This is a genomic window from Paenarthrobacter sp. NPDC089988 (genome assembly GCF_044748465.1).
Classification (GTDB): Bacteria; Actinomycetota; Actinomycetes; order Actinomycetales; family Micrococcaceae; genus Arthrobacter.
Genome location: NZ_JBIVGD010000014.1, coordinates 128239 through 145084, shown reverse-complemented (window position 1 = coordinate 145084; position 16846 = coordinate 128239). Strand labels below are relative to the sequence as shown.

Sequence of the window (16846 nt, the reverse complement as noted above, 5' to 3'; positions counted from 1 at the left end):
GCTAGGCTGTTCCGAACCGGACGGCCGACCTTGCCCGGGCCTTGGCGGCTTCCTCTTCACGGTTCTTCGCCGGAGCATGGCTCACCAGCGAATCAAGCAAGTGTTGCGTGATGTGGGCGATCTCGTGGACCGCCTCCGCGAAGGCTTCCTCGTTGGCCTTGGATGGCTTGGTGGCTCCGCTGATCTTGCGCACGTACTGCAGCGCGGCGGCCTCCACTTCGGCGGACGTGGCACGGGGTTCGAAGTTATGAAGGGTCCTGATATTGCGGCACATAACCCCATGCTAACTATGGGCAGTCCTCCATGGGGAGGGGTGCCCATCGACGGCCCTTGGAATCCCGGGATAGGTTTTAGTCATGGATCTTCCGGATGAGCCGGAGGCCGCTGGGGATGCCGAAGAGCTCGGGTCCGAAAAAAGAAGGAGATATCTCATGGCTATTTGGGGTGCAGACGTTGATCAGCTTCGCCAGCTCGGTAACAAGCTGAAGGCCGGTGCCGAGACCATCGAGCAGCAGCGCTCTCAGCTGAAGGGTGCCCTTGACGGCACCGACTGGAAGGGCCCGGACGCTGACAAGTTCCGCAGCGAGTGGGACAGCCAGCACGCTTCCAGCCTCAAGAAGGTTGCCGAGGCTCTTCGCGACGCCGGTTCCCGCGCGACGAAGAACGCTGAGCAGCAGCAGCAGGCTTCCAACTAAGACAGTTGGGAATGGCCCGGACGCTAAGGCGTCCGGGCCATTCGCTTTTAACTCCGTTATGAGGCCCGCTTTGCGTCCCATCCCCCAAGAATGGAACGCAGAGCGGGCCTCGCAACGCGTCAGTTGCGGCGCACCTCGGCGACCGGCCCCGTGGGAATGGGCTCGACGTCGTTCGCGTGATCCAGAACGCGGTCCGCCGTTGTCGAAGGGCCGACGGCACGGCGGTCACCGCGCAGTTCGTCGACGCGGACCAGGACCACGCCGCCAACAATCAGCACCCCACCCATTAGCTGGATCGGGCCGGGCAGTTCGCCAAGCAGGAGCCAGGCCCACAGGACGGCGAACAACACTTCGGTCAGCGAAACGAACGAGGCCACCTTGGACCCCAGGCTTCGTGCGGCCATGATGCCCGAGACGTAGGCAAGCACCGTCGCCAGGATGATCAGCCCGGCGGCCGAAACCCACCACGGCGTTGTCCAGGGCCCCAGCGACGTGTTGGCTGTGTTGAACGTCATCGGCAACAGGCCCATGGCGCCAACCAACCACATGACCGCCGCGCCAACCACCAAGCCACCGGAGGCAAGGACAAGAGGCGGGAGGGTGTCGTTCTCCTTGGCTGTGATGAAGAAGTAGATCACCAGGCAGACGGCCGCGGCCATGCCCCAAAGCACACCGATGAAGTCCACCTTCACGGAACCGGTCAAGTCCAGGACCAGGACCAGCCCGCCCAGCGACAGCAAGGCGCCAGCGGAAGTGAGCATGCGGGGTCGCCGGCGACTCGAGATCCAGAGCCACAGAACGATCATCACCGGCGCCAAATACTCAAGCAGCAACGCGACGCCCACGGACAGACGAGCTACGGCGTTGAAGTAGAAAAGCTGGCAGCCCGCGACGCCAATGAGGCCGAAAAGCAGGATGGTCAGCCAGTTGTCCTTCAGTTGATGCCACCGGCCGCGAAGAACCACGACGGCGGGAATCGCCAGAATGAGCGCGGCACCTGTCAGGCGCACGGCAACCGCGGCGCCCGGTGACCATCCGGTTTCGAGCATGGACTTTGCAAACGCGCCGGATGTACCGAAGACTGCCGAGGAAATCACGGCGATGCCTAGTCCCGATGCCAGGAATCCTTTTGCATCAGCCATTGTCTTTGTTGCTGACACAGCAGCCTCCTGTCAGGAGTAAAGTGGGCTTATGGTCATGACAGTACTCCCGAATGATGTAAGGAGTCAAAGTGCTTTTTGCGCCTGACACCGAGGTGGCGCTCCGCAGCGTCGTCAATCTGATCAATACCGCCGCCAATGGCGACGAATCGTTGGCGACCATGGACGAGCTCGACGCCTTCCTCGAGACGGAGGGCTTCTCCGGTTCGCGGACCAAAACCACCGCGGAACTGCGCAGCGTCAAGCGGCTTCGCAGCGAGCTGGCCGCTCTGTGGACCGCGGATGAGGACACCGCGGCAAAGTCCGTCAACAAGCTCCTCTCGGACGCCAAAGCACTTCCCCAACTGGCCAAGCACGACCAATGGGATTGGCACCTCCACGCCACCACACCCGAGGCTCCCTTGGCCGACCGCATGGGCACGGAAGCCGCCATGGCCATCATCGACGTGATCCGCAGCAAGGAAATGGACCGGATGCGCGTGTGTGCCGCGGAAGACTGCGACGCCGTGGTCCTGGACCTCAGCCGCAACCGCTCCAAGCTCTACTGCGACACTGGCAACTGCGCCAACCGCGCGCACGTCGCGGCGTATCGGGCAAGGAAAGCCGCGGAGGGCGACTAAAGCCGGGGCATAATGGCGGGCATGGGGGAATCCCGCCTAGAAGCCATGATTCCCCCAAAAGTAGACACCATGGTGTGGACCACACTACCCCGGAGCCACCCCGCACAGACCGATCACAAACAAAAAGCGCTCCCCCACCCAAAGTGGAGAAGCGCTGGGAGCTAGTGCCCGCCGTCGTGCGTTTCAGGCTCGTCAGGCGAGTCCGGCGACGCGTGGCCGCCGTGCGGACGCTTGGAACTGAGGTTGACGCCGGAGCCCTTTCCGAGGTGTTCGGCGTTTTCCTTGTAGCTCATGGACAGCATGGCTGCGACCACGAGGCTCACGATGAACGCGATACCCGCGCCCGTGAAGGCGAGATCGAAGCGGGGCGTGTGTGCGCTGCCGCCGGAGGCGAAAATCAGCACGGCAACGAACGCCAAAACAGCAAAGAATGCGGAGAAAACGAGCGGTCCCTTGACCGAGGTCCGCATCTTGCGCGGTTCTCCTGGTGTCTGGTCTGCCACGGTTATTCCTCCAATGATGGCGGGCCTGATGGGCTCCCCGCCGGTTGCAAAAGTTCTACAACGAGTAGAACGTCCAACTACTAGTTTACGGCCTCGGGCGAAGCGCCCGGCACAGAAGCCGAGGAAGCGGCCCGGGCATCGTGACGGAGTGTCAGGCCGGACAGGATCCACAGCACGCCGGTGATGATGGCACCGCCGCCAGCAACGCCAAGCAAGGCGTGCGCACCGAGCGAAATAAAGAACGGCAGCGCGACGGCCGTACCCACAGCGACCACTCCCGAAATGAGCCAATCCCGCGCGAGCCCGTCCCGCTTCATCACACCGCGGGTCAGCTCGGAAGCACCCAGGACCAGCAATGCCACAATCGCCGAGAGCGCCACTCCGGCATCCGATTGGGTCACCAGCGCGGCAACTCCTGCCAGTGCGATCACCACCGGAACAAACACGGGCAACGCGCGCCACATCCACACAGCCGCAGCAGTAGCAAGGAGGTAGAGGCCCGCGGCCCAGGCAAGAACCTCAACCGAGGGGCTGCTCCAGAATGCCGTGACCACCCCAAACACGAGCGCAACAGCAGCACGGATCAGAATGGGTTTCCAGAGATCGGCCACGAGGGCAGAAGGAGTCTGGGCGGAATCAGCTGGGAGAGTCACGCATACAGTTTAGTGCGAACCCAGCACCATCCAGCGATCGGTACGGGCGCGCAGCCCCAGGGTCACCCCGCGCGCCAGCATGTAGCCCAGCGCAAACGCGAGCCACAACCACACCAGCCCCGCCGCGCCGTCGGGCCTGGCCAGGTGCACGGCCGCCAAAAGCGGCAGGTAGACAGCGAGATTTACGACGCCGGCAATCGCCAAATAGCGCGCGTCGCCGGCGCCGATAAGGACTCCGTCCAGGACGAATACGTAACCGGCCAGCGGCTGGCCAACCGCCAACACCCACAATGCAACGGTCAGCGCAGCGTGCACACCGGTGTCCGACGTGAAAATGTAGCCGGCCCACGGAGCCGCCACGGCCAGGAGGACTCCTGTGATGACACCGAACCCGAGGCCCCACCGGACCATGGTGCGGGTCAGTTCGCGGGCCCGCCCGGCGTTCCTGGCACCGAGCTCCTTACCGATCAAGGCCTGGGCCGCAATGGCCAGTGCATCCAAGGCGAAGGCGAGAAACGAGAAAATGGTCATGGCCAACTGGTGTGCGGCCAGGTTTACGGCACCTTGAGCGGTGACCACCACGACGGTCGCCAAGATGGCCAACCGCAGGCTGAGTGTCCTGAGCATGAGCCACGAACCCACCTTGGTCATGGCTCGGATTCCGTGCCAGTCCGGCTTGAGGGAAACGCCATGGCTCCGCGCATTGCGGCTGACCATCACCAGGTATACGGCGGCCATGGCCCATTGCGCGATGCTGGTACCGATCGCTGAACCGGCCACGGACAAGTGCAGGCCGTACACAAGGAACCAGTTCAGGGCGATGTTGAGGGCGAATCCGGCGGTGGCCACCAGCAAAGGGGTCCGGGTATCCTGCAGGCCCCTGAGGACTCCCGTGCCGGCAAAGATAAGGAGCATCGCGGCCAACCCGGGCATGGACCAGCGGAGGTAATCCACGGCAAAGCCCTGCACGTCGCCGCTGGCGCCCATGAAGCCAACCAGCGGCTCGGCGAAGATGAAGCCAAGGACGGCGAGGGCCACGCCCAACAGCAGAGCCAGCCACACGCCGTCGCGCCCTGCCGCCAAAGCCCTGCCAAGCTTGCCGTCGCCGATCGCGCGGGCAACTGCAGGCGTCGTCGAGTATGCCAGGAAGACCATCAACCCAACCGCGGTGTGCAGGACGGTTGATGCGAGCCCCACTCCGGCGAGCTGGTCCACGCCAAGGTGCCCCACGATCGCCGAGTCGGCCAGCAGGAACAATGGTTCGGCAATGAGCGCACCGAAGGCGGGCACGGCAAGCCGCAGGATCTCGCGGGCGTTCGAACGCGTGGGGGCGGTTGTGGTTTCAGGCACTAAACAAGGGTAGTCCGACTGCTCGCGGGGTATGTTTGGGGCCGTGTCACACGAGCAACCCATCACCGTTTCTGTTGCCCGCACCATCCTCCCCGGGTACATCCGGCAGGCCAATGCTTGGGCCCACGCCGGCCAGGAACTCGCCCGCGAATGGCCGGGCTACTTGGGCTCCGGGTGGGTCCGCAATGGCGCCGGTTCCCACGAATGGCACATGCTGTACCGTTTCGCGGACGCCTCGTCCCTGCGGGATTGGGAACAATCCGAGGAGCGCCGGTGGTGGATCGACAGCGCCCGGGACATGATGAGGACCACCCGGGTGGAGCGGCATACCGGCATCGAAGGCTGGTTTTCGCGGCCGGGCGACGTCTCGGTGGTCGTTCCGGAAACCGTGGTTCCACCCCGCTGGAAGCAAGCCGTCAGCATCTTCCTGCCCTTCTTCCCGCTCAGCCTGCTGGCCAACTTCCTGCTCCACCCCTTGACTCAGGATTGGCCGCTGGTGCTCCAGGTACTTCTGAACATCGTGATCCTGACACCGCTCATGACGTACATCTTCCTGCCGATCACCACACGGCTCCTGCAGCCTTGGTTGCAGGCAAAACCACGACGTCGGTAACCGGAACCCACCGCTGTGCGCTTTGGCGGCACCGAGAGAAAAGTCACGAATCTTCGCGATTGGTTGACTCTTCAACCTATCTTCGGGAGGGTTGAAGCATGAACAAGTCCACCTTGACCACCACAGCCCTGACCATCCTGCGCGTCATTGCAGGATTCCTCTTCGCCGCGCACGGTTGGCAGAAGTTCAACGAATTCACCATTGCCGGCACTCAAGCCTCGTTTGCCCAGATGGGAGTCCCGGGCGCGTCTCTCGTGGCCCCTATCGTCGCCACGCTCGAACTCGTGGGCGGCATCGCGCTGATCCTGGGCCTCTTTACGCGCGTATTCGGTGCGCTTCTGGCCGTCGACATGCTCGGCGCCCTGTTCCTCGTACATGCTCCGGCAGGCATATTTGCAGCCAACGGCGGATACGAGCTCGTTCTCCTCTTCGCCGGCGCCGCGCTGGCGTTGGCTTTGGCCGGCGCTGGCCGGATTTCCGCTGACAACGCACTCTTCGGCCGCCCAGGATCGAAACTCCGCGCCCTCGCCTAACCACCCCCGGACGCTCTCTCACCGAACGCCCCCAAACCCCGAACGCTCTCCCACCGAACGCCCCCAAACCCCGAACGCTCTCCCACCAAACGCCCCCAAACCCCGAACGCTCTCCCACCGAACGCCCCCAAACCCCGGACGCTCTCTCGCTTTCTTGAAGGGAGTGAGAGAGCATCGGGAAACAGAGGGCGGTCCCGGGGTGATTGGCTCCGCCTCAACAGTTCACACACCTCATGCAAGATGACCAATCTAAACGGCTGGTCCGCACGTCTGGCCCGCGCGACAGCAGGGCGGCGACTTACGCACGTAACAGAAACATGGCGCCAGTAAACTGCCAGCATGAGCGAGTCCCCCGCGAATTCAGTGACCCTCCGCTTCCTCGCAGCCCCCATGGACGTGGGCCACAGCGGCTCCGTCGACGCCGGCACGGTCCTGGAATGGGTGGACAAAGCAGCGTACGCCGCAGCTGTGGGCTGGGCAAAGTCCTATTGCGTCACGGCGTACGTGGGCAACATCCATTTCGCGGATCCCGTGAACAGCGGAGACATGGTTGAGGTCACGTCCACCATCGTCTACACCGGCCGTTCCTCGATGCACATCCATACTGTTGTGAGTTCCCGCGACCCCAAAGGTGGGCCGGAGACCATGCACAGCCAATGCATGGTGATCTTCGTAGCTGTCGGATCGGACGGGAAGCCCATTCCTGTGCCCCAGTTCGAGCCCTCCACTCCGGAAGAGATCGAGGCCCGTGAACATGCACTCGCGCGCATAGAGGTGCGCGAGCAGATCGTCAATGCCATGAACGCTCAGGAATATACCGACGCCGGCACCGCCGAGCGCGTCACGCTGCGGTTCATGGCGTCCCCAACGGACGTGAACTGGGGCGGTAAGGTCCACGGCGGCATCGTGATGAAGTGGATTGATGAAGCGGCCTACGTCTGCGCGTCCCGCTACTGCGGCAAGGACACAGTAGCGGTGTTCTCCGGCGGTGTCCGCTTCTACCGGCCTTTGTTGATCGGCCACGTGGTTGAGGTGGAGGCCCGCCTCGTCTACACCGGCGCCAAAGGTATGCACATCGCCGTACATGTACGCTCCGGTGACCCAAAGGCGCGCCAGATGAACCTGACCACCTACTGCCTTACCGTGATGGTTGCCCGCGACGAGACCGGGACGGCGGTGCCCATTCCTGCGTGGGTCCCGGTGTCCGATGAGGACAAGCAGCTTCACGCACACGCCCGGGAGCTTCTCGAGATTCGCGGACGCGCACCCGGAAACAGGCTGCCGGACCACCTCTTGAAGGCCACCGGCCACTGATCCTGCCGGTCTTGCCGGAAATCTTCCCACTTCTCCAACACGATCCGCGCATGCGCTCCACATTGACTATGCAGGAAAGCAGCACCATGCAGTCGGAGAGCGGGCATTGCATAACCACACAATCGATCGTGTTCTGGGATACGTGGCCAAGGGCTTGGGTGTCAGGATCGTGGGCGCCCCCGGGAGCGGCAAGACCACTCTGGTAAGGTCCTTGGTTGCCCGACTTGAGGAAGACGGTGTTGAAGTCTTCGCCATGTTCGGTACCCCGGCGCTGGCCTCCGTGCCCTTCGCCGGTGTTTTGTCCCTGGGACTCGACTTCAATTCCCGGACCATCGGAATCCTCGGTGTCTCGGACTTCCTTTCGGCGCAGTTTGCCCGGACCGGAGCCCGAGTGATGGTGATCGACGACGTCGGCAACCTTGACCGGGAGTCACTGGCCGTAGTGAACATTCTGCGGTCCCGCGCCAACGTGCCGTTGGTCATCACCGTGAATGGCAATCCTCTCCACCCCACAACACCTGCCGGCATGTTGGCCAGCCTTCCGGAAGCCGCAGTCGTTCTCCCCACGCTCGGATTTGGACAAGTCAACAAGCTCATCGCGAAGCTTCTCGGCGCTCCGGCCGAGGTGGATGTCGCGGCCCATGTCCTCACCAAGTCCGGCGGCAATTTGCGCCTGGCCGTTCGTCTCATTGAAAGCTCCGTCCTCAGCGAAGGCCTGTTGCTCAAGAATGGCCGCTGGTCCATGCGCGGTGCCGGGTTGATGAATGAACACCTGCACGGCGCGGTCGAAGCCCTAATTCAGGGCCTGCGGACCCACCAGGTCCGCACACTCCACAAGATGTCCTTGCTTGGACCCACCCCCGTCAGCCAACTCGTAGCGATGGTGGGCGAAGATACCCTGGACGATTTGGAGGTTGGCGGACTGATTTCGGTGGTCAACGGCCCGGACGGCACCCCCTTAGCCACAGTCTTCCCGCCCCTGTTGGACGACTACCTCGCAGCCCGCGCCATCCGGTCCAGGAGGGTGCTCCAAAGCACCCTGACGGGAAGCGTTGGCAGCCACGCCCTTCCCGAGGCACCTACCAACCGCCTGTCCACGGCCGTGTCCGCCATCCGCACGGAAATGAATGGCAACCATGCAGCCACAAACCGCTACTTCCAGCAGCGTTCCGAGGCCCTGGAGAGAGACCATTACTCGGCATGGGAGCGTCAACGGAACCTGGCCAAGGCGGTGCCGCTTCTGGCCTGCTACTGGGGAGCGGCGGCGGATCCCGAACGGATCCAGGAAGTCTTCAGCCAGACCGACACGCAGTCCGGCACCGCGGAGGAGCTCTTCTTCTTCACCATCACACAGGCCTGGTGGATGTGCACCACGAGGGGCGACCTCAAAGGAAGCGTAGCCCTTCTCCGCACCACGACGTCCAGGGAGCCCCGCCTGCGCCCTGAAGCCGAAGCCTTCATCAGCTTCCTTGAGGCATCGTGCGCCAGGGACGGCAAGGTGACCGTCCCCGAACCAGGACCGCAGGGGTGTGCCTTTGCCATCATCAAGGGAGTGCTGGAACTCTACAGCCTCAAGCCTCGGGCTGCCCTGGCCAGTATCGCCGCAGCCGAAATCCCGGACGAACTCCGGCGCTTTGAAACCTTTATCCGCGGAATAGCCCTCTTCGCGAGCGGACGTGTTGAGGAGGCCTTGGTCCTGGCGCTTGCGGCGCGCCAGAAGGCTATGCAGGACATCGACCAATTCACCGTGGTGAGCCAGAGCTACGTGGCTGCCCTGTCCCTGCAGAACTACGGCTTGTTCGACGAAGCCGAGTATCTGATGGGGCGGTCCTTTTCCCTGGGCACGCCAAGCCCCCTCGTGAATTCCTTGCACGGCGCCATGCTGCGCTTGTCCTCCTTGCGGGGCATGGATGGCGTCAGCACCGAGGGTACCTCGGCAAGAGCACCCGACGTCGGCCCCCTCCCCGGAATGGGTACGGGCCTGCGGGACCTGGCAGCCAGCCGGCCCGTCAGCGCAAAGTCCTTCGACCAGCTGGCCAGCCGCCTCGTGTCGAAGGCCTTGGCCCGCGGATTCGACCTCGAAGCCGTTCACACCGGCATTTTCGCCTTGGGGCTGCTGCCCGGCCCCCGGGTCCTGGACCTGCTCAAGGGCATTCTGGGAGAACGGGGACTGGCCGTCCATGACCAACTCCTTGCCGTCGCCGATGCCGCCATTGAAGGCGACGTGGCGCGGCTCCGGCACGTGCTGGACACCTACGTGCCGGATGCAGACACGTACCACCTCTGCATGCTTCTGCGCGGGGCCGGTCAACGGTGGCAGCTGAGCGGAGAACCGGACAAGGTGCGTGAAATCGCCCGGGCCGCCCATGATTTTAGCGCCCGGTTCCGGCCAACCGGCGCCCTTTTCGACTTCAGCTCCGAAGCACCCGGTTCTTCCCTCACAGTGCGGGAGATCGAGGTGGCGATGGTCGCGGGCCAGCAAAGCAACCAGGACATCGCCGAGCAGTTGGGGATCAGCATCCGCACGGTGGAAAGCCACATCTCCAACGCGTTACGCAAAACGGACTCCACCACACGGAAGCAACTCGCAGACCTGGTTCAGGGTGTGCCGCAGGAGTCCCGTGCGGGTGCTGTGGGAGGTTTCCCGGATCAAGAGACAAACCGGCTCAACGCCGTACTGGAAGGTTAAGGACTGCCATGACAAACCCTGTTGAATCCCACTGGGCGAATTTCCGTTCCCAGAAACTGAACAAGGCCACCAAGGGCTCGCGCCTTCGGGTGATCAGCCATAACCGTCAGTTCACGTCGCTGGTGCATTGGGCCACGGTTTCGCTGCAGTCCCGGATGCCAGGAAGTGTGGTGGTGGCAGACGGCGCCATGCCGGACCTGGAAGGAAGCGTCAGCGATTTGGTGCAGACCGGCAAACGGGTGCTTGTTTACGGCGGCGTCCTGCACAGTTCACGCGTCTTGGGCCTCATGAATTTGGGCGTACGCGGCTACGTGCCCGAGACGGCAACGCTCCAGGTCCTTCTCAGTGCGGTCAAGAGCATTTCCGACGACGGCACGCACCTGCCGTTCGACCCCGAGTCCGGCCGTGAATGCATCGCTTTGACAGCGGCTGAGGAAATTGCTGCTGACGCCTACCTTCTGGACGCCCAGGAGCTTCCGCGCATGGAGGTGGCAAGGCGGCTGGGTATCGCCGACGCCACGCTGCGCAACCACCTGGCATCGGTACGGCGAAAGTTGGGGATAGGCCCGCGGACGAGCCGGGCAGCGGTGAGCCGGCGGTACCGCGCCACCCTGCGCTGAGCAGGCGGCCCCAAGCGACTGACCGGCGCCCGCCCTGATCATCTCCGTGGCCAAGGCACCCCCGGCTCAGTGTTTACGGCCAGCCTCATCAGTGGTGCCACGCCCTCGGCTGACTACCATCGTCCAACGGCATGCCACTGGTTGTCCGTGATGCTGTAGCCAATGTCCTGGAGGGCCTTGGCCAGTTCTCCCCTGGTGACGCAACGCAGGCCGGCGTCCGTGAGCTTCTTTCGTCCCCGCGCCAGATGTCCGCGCACCGTGGTGGTCCTGAGACCCAGGGCTTGGGCCAAGGCCGATGCGGTGAGCGCCCGTCGGCGGGCGTAGAGCTCCAGCACCTGGATTTCCCTGTCGGTCAGCTCCTTGCCGACGCTTGGCTGGGGAACCAGGGGTCGCGTGGCTCCAAGGACCACGGCTTCAATCAGGCGGGGGATCTCCGCCGCTGTGCTGTCCGGGTCAAGGATGGCGACGGCGCCTTCGGCGGACAGCGCCGCGCGTTGGGATGGGGTCACCTGGCCAAGCACCAAGCAGCGGCGGCCGGCAGCAGTCAAGGATCGCACCTTGAGCGGCAGCGGAACAAGATCATCCGCATACGCGTCCAGGACCACCCACAGGGCGGCCTCGAAGGGGTCCTGTTGGACCAGCGAGGACCAGGAGGTGTGGATTCCGCCCAACGTGACGGTGGTGGTGCGCCTTTTCCACTCCCAGGCAACTGCGCTGGCCAGGATGGGATTTCGGTGGACAAAGTCGACGTCGGGGCGCTCGGCCGGCTCTGCGTCCGGTCCCGGTGAAGGTGAGTCAGAGGACGGATTTTCGGCGATTGGGGAAGGTGGGCGTTGAACTGGCACCCGGACAAACTAGCCTTCGCCTAAACGCTCCTCAGTGGCAGTGGGCGCGCTCTCTCCGTGGTGGGCCAACAGTGCGGCCGGGCTAGCCCACCAGGTTTTTTGCAGCACCGTCCATGTGCGAGATGATCGTTTCGCGTGCCTTTGCAGCGTCGCCCGTCTCGATCGCCGCAACGATGTCATAGTGCCTGCCAACGCTCATGTTCCCCGTGGCCCTTTCCACCCCGGCAAACATGATGGACATGCGGATGGAGCCTTCCAAGGACTCCCACTGGTGCAGCAGGGTCTCGTTGCCGGAGAGGCGGCACAGCGTGCGGTGGAATTCAAGGTCGGCCTCGATCTGTTCCTCCAGGGACGATTCACTCGCCTTGCCCATGGCCTCCACCGCTTCACGCAGTTCCCCGAGTGCTGCTTCCTTGTCCGGCATGTCGCTGAGCGTGCGGGCGGCCAGCGATTCGAGGACCCCCCGGACGGAAAAGATGTCCCGGATCTCTTTCACGTCCAAGTGACGGACGGAGAGGCGTCCGCGTGCTCCGGCGGAGACCAGGCCTTCCTGTTCAAGCTGGCGGAGGGCTTCACGAAGGGTTCCACGGCTGATCTGGAGCATGTCGGACAGTTCGGTCTCCACGAGATGCCGCCCGGGTTCCAGCTCGCCGCTGGTAATGGCACTCCTCAGAGCGATGAGTGCCTGTTCGCGAAGGCTCTTCTTCTCCAATCCCAGGAGGGACGCGCCAAGGGCCATGATCTTTCCTCAATATCTTCGGGCAACTGCCGACAGTCCGGTGTTAACTGTCGATACTACGGGCAGGGGCGCGGTACCGGCAGTATCGCCGGTTCCGCGCCCCGTGCTTGTGACTTTGGTGGTCAGGCGAGTTCGGCCAGGACCTTGGCGACGATGCGGTCCACGGAGAGACCGTAACGTTCGTGGAGTGTGGGCAGCGCACCGGCGTCGAGGAACTGGTCCGGGAGCGCGATGGGTACCACGCGCTTGCCGATGCCGGCGCTTACGACGGCGGAGGCAACAGTTTCGAACAGACCGCCAACTACGGTGTGGTTCTCCAGGGTGACGGCGAGCCGGTCCGTGTTGAGTTCGGCAAGCACGGTGGCGGAGTCGAAGGGCTTGATGGTGGGCGTGTGCACCACGGCCACGTCCACGTTGTGCTTGGCCAAGGCGTCTGCTGCCTGCAGGGCGCGCATGGTCATGAGTCCGGAGGATACGAACACCACGTCGTTGCCGCCGCGCAGGACCTTGGCTTTGCCGAGTTCGAACGTGTAGTCGTACTCGTCCAGGACAGTGGGCACGTTCCCACGCAGCAAGCGCAGGTATGTGGGTCCATCGGACGCGGCCAGTTGGGGAACGGCCTGCTCAATGTCCACGGAGTCGCAGGGGTCCACGATGGTCAGGTTAGGCATGCCGCGGAAGATCGCCATGTCCTCGGTGGCCTGGTGGCTGGGGCCGTATCCGGTGGTGAGACCGGGCAGGCCGCCCACGATATTGACGTTCAGGTTCGGCTCGGCGATATCCAGGCAAAGGAAGTCGTAGGCACGTCGAGCGGCGAACACGGAATACGTGGAGGCGAACGGGACCAAGCCTGTCTCTGCCATGCCCGCAGCAGCACCGAAGAGCAACTGCTCGGCCATGCCCATCTGGAAGAACCGTTCCGGGAAGGCCTTGGCGAAGATATGCATGTCCGTGTACTTACCCAGGTCCGCGGTCAAGCCCACGATCTTGGGATTCGCCTCAGCCGCGGCCACCAAGGCGTGTCCGAACGGCGCGGAGGTGGTCTTCTGGCCGGGATCCGCGAACGAGGCGATCATCGCGGAGGTCTTCAGCTTTGGCTTCCCAGCCGAAGCCGAAGGCGAAGTGCCCGCGGCCGGGCCTGCCGCCGTCGTGGTTGTCGTCACTGAGCTCATGCCGTAGCCGTCCCTTCGTATCCAGCGGTCAGCTGCTCACGGCAGATCTGCCATTCGTGTTCTTCGATGCGCATGAAGTGCGCCTTCTCGCGTGTCTCCAGCAACGGCACCCCGCGCCCCACTTTCGTGTCGCACAGGATCACCGACGGCTGCCCCACCGGAGCGGATACGTTGGCGATGTTGTCGAACGCAGCCAGCAACGCTCCGACGTCGTTCCCGTCCACCCGCTGGGTGTACCAGCCGAACGATTCCCACTTCTCCGTCACAGGTTCGGTACGGAGCACCGTGTTCGTGGCGCCGTCGGCCTGCAGGGCGTTGATGTCCACCATGGCGATCAAGTTGCCCAGTTGGTGGTGGTGCGCACCCATGGCTGCCTCCCACGTGGAACCCTCGTCGAGTTCACCGTCGGAGAGGAAGTTGATGACCCGGGAAGCAGAACCCTTCGCCCGCAACCCGAGGGCCATACCCACCGCGATCGTCAGGCCGTGGCCCAGCGAACCGCCGGAAATTTCCATTCCGGGGGTGTAGGTGGACATCCCGGACATCGGCAGGCGGGAGTCGTCCGAGCCGTACGTTTCCAGCTCGGCCACGGGAACAATCCCGGCCTCGGCCAGCGCTGCGTAGTGGCCGATCGCGTAGTGCCCGGTGGAGAGGAGGAACCGGTCACGGCCCTCCCAATGCGGGTCCTCGGCCCGGTATGTGAGCTGGTCGCCGTAGACGGAAGCGAACATGTCCGCGGCGCCAAGGGCTTGGCCAACATAGCCTTGGCCCTGCACCTCGCCCATGTTCAGGGCGTGGTGGCGGATTCGGTAGGCGGCCGCGCGGATACGGTCCACGCGCTCGGCAGCGGGAGCTGCCGTTTCGACTGGTGTGAGAGTCACTGGTTTCCTTCCGGAGCCGGGCGCGTACCGATGGGGAGAACGCGCCCGACGTCGAGTGCTTGCTTAGGCGGTTACCGTCAAGGGAGTTTTGCTGGCGGCTTCTTCGGCGAGCTGACGCTCGCGCTTGCCCCAGGTTTCCTTAGTGACCAAGGCGGCCCACAGGCCGATCGCACCGTAGATGCTGAACAGTGCGGCCGGACCAACCCAACCGAAGCTGACGAACAGCAGGGTGGTGATGAACGGCGTGAAGCCGGAAACCATGGCGGAGATCTGGTACGCGAGCGATGCTCCGGAGGAGCGGGTCTTGGCCTGGAAGAGCTCCGGGAACCAGGCGCCCTGGGCGCCGGCAAGGGAGTTCTGGCACACCGCGTAGGCGATCACGATAGTGGCGATGATGAAGATGAAAAGGCCTGTGTTGACCAGCAGGAACATGGGGATGCCGAAGACCACTGCGAAGGCGGTGGACCAGATGTACACCGGGCGGCGGCCTACCTTGTCGGTCAGCTTGCCCCAGGCGTAGGTGGCGAAAATTCCGATGCCGGCGGCTATGCAGAGGGCAACCAGCGTCTGGGTCTTGTCGGCCAGTTTGGTGCTGTGCAGGTAGGAAATCATGTACGTGACGGATACGGCGTAACCGGCGGTTTCCGCGATGCGGAGGCCAATACCACGGACGATGTTGCGCCAGTCGGTCTTGATGACCTCCACGATCGGGGACTTCACGATGTCGCCCTTGGTCTTGACGTCCTCAAAGACCGGGGATTCAGGAACCTTGGAGCGGATGATCAGGCCAACGGCCACCAGCAGGATGCTGGCAAGGAAGGGAACGCGCCAGGCCCATTCGCTGCCGAGGCCGACGCTGAAGAGGAACACGAGGTTGGCGAGCAGGAGGCCCACCGGGAAGCCGGCCTGCACGATACCGGTGAACTGGCCCTTCTTGCGCCACGGTGCGTGCTCGTAGCTCATGAGGATCGCGCCGCCCCATTCAGCACCGAAAGCCAAGCCCTGGATGATGCGGACAATCACCAGGAGTGCCGGTGCCAGGAGGCCCACCTGCTGGTAGGTGGGGAGAAGGCCGATTGCGAACGTTGCCAGGCCCATGAGGATCAGCGAAGCAACCAGGACGGGCTTGCGGCCGAGCTTGTCGCCGAGGTGTCCACCGATGATGCCGCCCAGCGGACGTGCCGCGAAGCCGACGCCGAGGGTCGCGAACGAGGCCAACGTACCAGTCACCGGGTCGGCGCCCGGGAAGAACGCCGTACCGAAGTACAGTGCGGCAGCGGTGCCGAAACCGATGAAGTCGTAGGTTTCAATGACTGCGCCAACGCCGGATCCTACGGCGACGCGCTTAGCTTCTTTGGTTCCATGAACCGGACCACGCATGGTCAGAGCTTCATTGCTCATTGCTTATTTCCCTTTCGAAGAGTGGGGTGCTTCTCCGCTACCTCACTGTCGACAGTCAACATAATACGTCAACTGTGACCGACACCACCAGCATTGTCAACAGTCAACTCTAAAGGTTGACTGTTGACAGTTAACGAATGTAACGTGGTTTGCATCACTACCGCCCCTCTCCGGCGAGGACCGCACGACTTGAGGATCAACGACGATGTTCCATCACCGACTTGGCTGTTCTTCCATCAGCTTCCGCCACCAAGACCTGGCATCAGCCCTGAAGACCATGGGCGGCCTGGGCTTCGAGGAAATTGACCTCGGGGCACTCCCCGGCGTCTGCGACCATGTGCCCTACGTCCTGGACGCCAAGGCAGTGGAGGCGGTTGCCGCCGTCGTCAATAACTCGGGAATGCGCGTCCGCTCGGTCAACGGCGACGTCGGGGACTTAAACGCAACGCTCGACGCCGACGCCCGGCACCAGCGCGAACGTCACCTGGAGATGCTGCTCAGCCTCGCGGCAAAGACCGGCGCGAAGGCGCTTGTTCTCCCGTGTGGCGCAATCGACCACGAGCCGGTAGAGAGCCTCGAAGAGGACATCAACACCGTCGCGGCGCAACTGATCCACGCGTCGGAACGCGCGAAGGAGTTCGGCGTCGAACTGTGGACCGAATCCCTGCATTACTTCCGGCTTTGCTGGAACACGGAACGCGCCCAGCTGCTCGCCGACCGGCTGGCGGGGTCCGACGTCGGAATCGTCATGGACTTCAGCCACATCGTTGCCTCCGGCGGCGATCCTATTGACTTTGTTGACCGGTTCGGCGGGCGCATCACGCATGTCCACCTTCGCGATGCCGTTCCCGCAACCGAAGCCGCGCCGGGGAACATCAACCTCAGCATCGGCAACGGCCAGGCAGACTTCGCCGGCGGCCTCTCCAAACTGCGGGATGCCGGCTACACCGGCCACTTCTCGCTGGAGCTTGAAACCCGCGACGTCACGCACGACGAGCGCCCGGCTGCCACCGCCAAGGCCGGCAGCTTCATTTCAGACCTCATCTAGCACCCTTTCA

18 protein-coding genes are annotated in these 16846 nt (G+C 63.6%); 8 read left to right on the top strand and 10 right to left on the bottom strand.

The features are described 5' to 3' along the window. Position 1: 1 nt before the first annotated feature. Positions 2–274: a DUF2277 domain-containing protein gene (locus tag ACIPV6_RS16885; protein ID WP_397324107.1), complete on the bottom strand. Its 273-nt coding sequence runs from the start codon at positions 272–274 to the stop codon at positions 2–4. Between the two features lie 157 nt (positions 275–431). Here ACIPV6_RS16885 and ACIPV6_RS16880 point away from each other — a divergent pair, with 157 nt between their 5' ends. Continuing rightward, positions 432–695: a WXG100 family type VII secretion target gene (locus ACIPV6_RS16880; protein WP_400271975.1), complete on the top strand. Its 264-nt coding sequence runs from the start codon at positions 432–434 to the stop codon at positions 693–695. 119 nt (positions 696–814) lie between these two features. Here ACIPV6_RS16880 and ACIPV6_RS16875 read toward each other — a convergent pair whose 3' ends face one another. After that, positions 815–1837: an EamA family transporter gene (locus ACIPV6_RS16875; protein ID WP_400271974.1), complete on the bottom strand. Its 1023-nt coding sequence runs from the start codon at positions 1835–1837 to the stop codon at positions 815–817. 89 nt (positions 1838–1926) lie between these two features. Here ACIPV6_RS16875 and ACIPV6_RS16870 point away from each other — a divergent pair, with 89 nt between their 5' ends. Beyond that, a complete protein-coding gene (locus ACIPV6_RS16870) occupies positions 1927–2475 on the top strand; it encodes a CGNR zinc finger domain-containing protein (RefSeq protein WP_400271973.1) in 549 nt (182 codons plus the stop codon). 161 nt (positions 2476–2636) lie between these two features. On the opposite strand, the gene ACIPV6_RS16865 is transcribed toward ACIPV6_RS16870, so the two are convergent. From ACIPV6_RS16865 to ACIPV6_RS16855, 3 genes are all read right to left on the bottom strand, one after another. Next, positions 2637–2978 (bottom strand): hypothetical protein, encoded by a 342-nt coding sequence (locus tag ACIPV6_RS16865; RefSeq protein WP_400271972.1) that lies wholly within the window; start codon positions 2976–2978, stop codon positions 2637–2639. 80 nt (positions 2979–3058) lie between these two features. Then, complete coding sequence (locus ACIPV6_RS16860; RefSeq protein ID WP_400271971.1) at positions 3059–3631, bottom strand: hypothetical protein; 573 nt, start codon at positions 3629–3631, stop codon at positions 3059–3061. 9 nt (positions 3632–3640) lie between these two features. Then, complete coding sequence (locus ACIPV6_RS16855; protein ID WP_400271970.1) at positions 3641–4981, bottom strand: MATE family efflux transporter; 1341 nt, start codon at positions 4979–4981, stop codon at positions 3641–3643. Positions 4982–5024: 43 nt separating this feature from the next. On the opposite strand from ACIPV6_RS16855, the gene ACIPV6_RS16850 reads away from it, so the two are divergent. The 5 genes from ACIPV6_RS16850 (at position 5025) to ACIPV6_RS16830 (ending at position 10750) form a co-directional block, all read left to right on the top strand. Next, entirely contained in the window at positions 5025–5594 is a 570-nt protein-coding gene (locus ACIPV6_RS16850) for an antibiotic biosynthesis monooxygenase (protein ID WP_400271969.1), read from the top strand. A gap of 98 nt (positions 5595–5692) precedes the next feature. Continuing rightward, complete coding sequence (locus ACIPV6_RS16845; RefSeq protein ID WP_400271968.1) at positions 5693–6127, top strand: DoxX family protein; 435 nt, start codon at positions 5693–5695, stop codon at positions 6125–6127. Between the two features lie 339 nt (positions 6128–6466). Beyond that, positions 6467–7441: an acyl-CoA thioesterase gene (locus ACIPV6_RS16840; RefSeq protein ID WP_400271967.1), complete on the top strand. Its 975-nt coding sequence runs from the start codon at positions 6467–6469 to the stop codon at positions 7439–7441. A 106-nt stretch (positions 7442–7547) separates the two neighbouring features. Then, positions 7548–10130, top strand: a complete 2583-nt coding sequence (locus tag ACIPV6_RS16835; protein WP_400271966.1) for a LuxR C-terminal-related transcriptional regulator — start codon at positions 7548–7550, stop codon at positions 10128–10130. Positions 10131–10138: 8 nt separating this feature from the next. Then, positions 10139–10750: a hypothetical protein gene (locus ACIPV6_RS16830; RefSeq protein WP_400271965.1), complete on the top strand. Its 612-nt coding sequence runs from the start codon at positions 10139–10141 to the stop codon at positions 10748–10750. Between the two features lie 113 nt (positions 10751–10863). On the opposite strand, the gene ACIPV6_RS16825 is transcribed toward ACIPV6_RS16830, so the two are convergent. The 5 genes from ACIPV6_RS16825 to ACIPV6_RS16805 form a co-directional block, all read right to left on the bottom strand. Further along, entirely contained in the window at positions 10864–11595 is a 732-nt protein-coding gene (locus ACIPV6_RS16825; protein ID WP_400271964.1) for a hypothetical protein, read from the bottom strand. Positions 11596–11677: 82 nt separating this feature from the next. Next, a complete protein-coding gene (locus ACIPV6_RS16820) occupies positions 11678–12334 on the bottom strand; it encodes a GntR family transcriptional regulator (protein ID WP_400271963.1) in 657 nt (218 codons plus the stop codon). A 122-nt stretch (positions 12335–12456) separates the two neighbouring features. Continuing rightward, positions 12457–13497: a transketolase family protein gene (locus ACIPV6_RS16815; RefSeq protein WP_400271993.1), complete on the bottom strand. Its 1041-nt coding sequence runs from the start codon at positions 13495–13497 to the stop codon at positions 12457–12459. A 5-nt stretch (positions 13498–13502) separates the two neighbouring features. Next, the gene (locus ACIPV6_RS16810; RefSeq protein WP_400271962.1) at positions 13503–14387 is read right to left on the bottom strand and encodes a transketolase; all 885 of its coding nucleotides are present in this window, start codon (positions 14385–14387) and stop codon (positions 13503–13505) included. A gap of 63 nt (positions 14388–14450) precedes the next feature. Continuing rightward, positions 14451–15788 carry an MFS transporter gene (locus tag ACIPV6_RS16805; protein ID WP_400271961.1) on the bottom strand — a complete coding sequence of 446 codons (1338 nt, stop codon included), beginning with the start codon at positions 15786–15788 and terminating at the stop codon, positions 14451–14453. 205 nt (positions 15789–15993) lie between these two features. On the opposite strand from ACIPV6_RS16805, the gene ACIPV6_RS16800 reads away from it, so the two are divergent. Then, positions 15994–16836: a sugar phosphate isomerase/epimerase family protein gene (locus ACIPV6_RS16800; RefSeq protein ID WP_400271960.1), complete on the top strand. Its 843-nt coding sequence runs from the start codon at positions 15994–15996 to the stop codon at positions 16834–16836. Positions 16837–16846 lie beyond the last annotated feature (10 nt).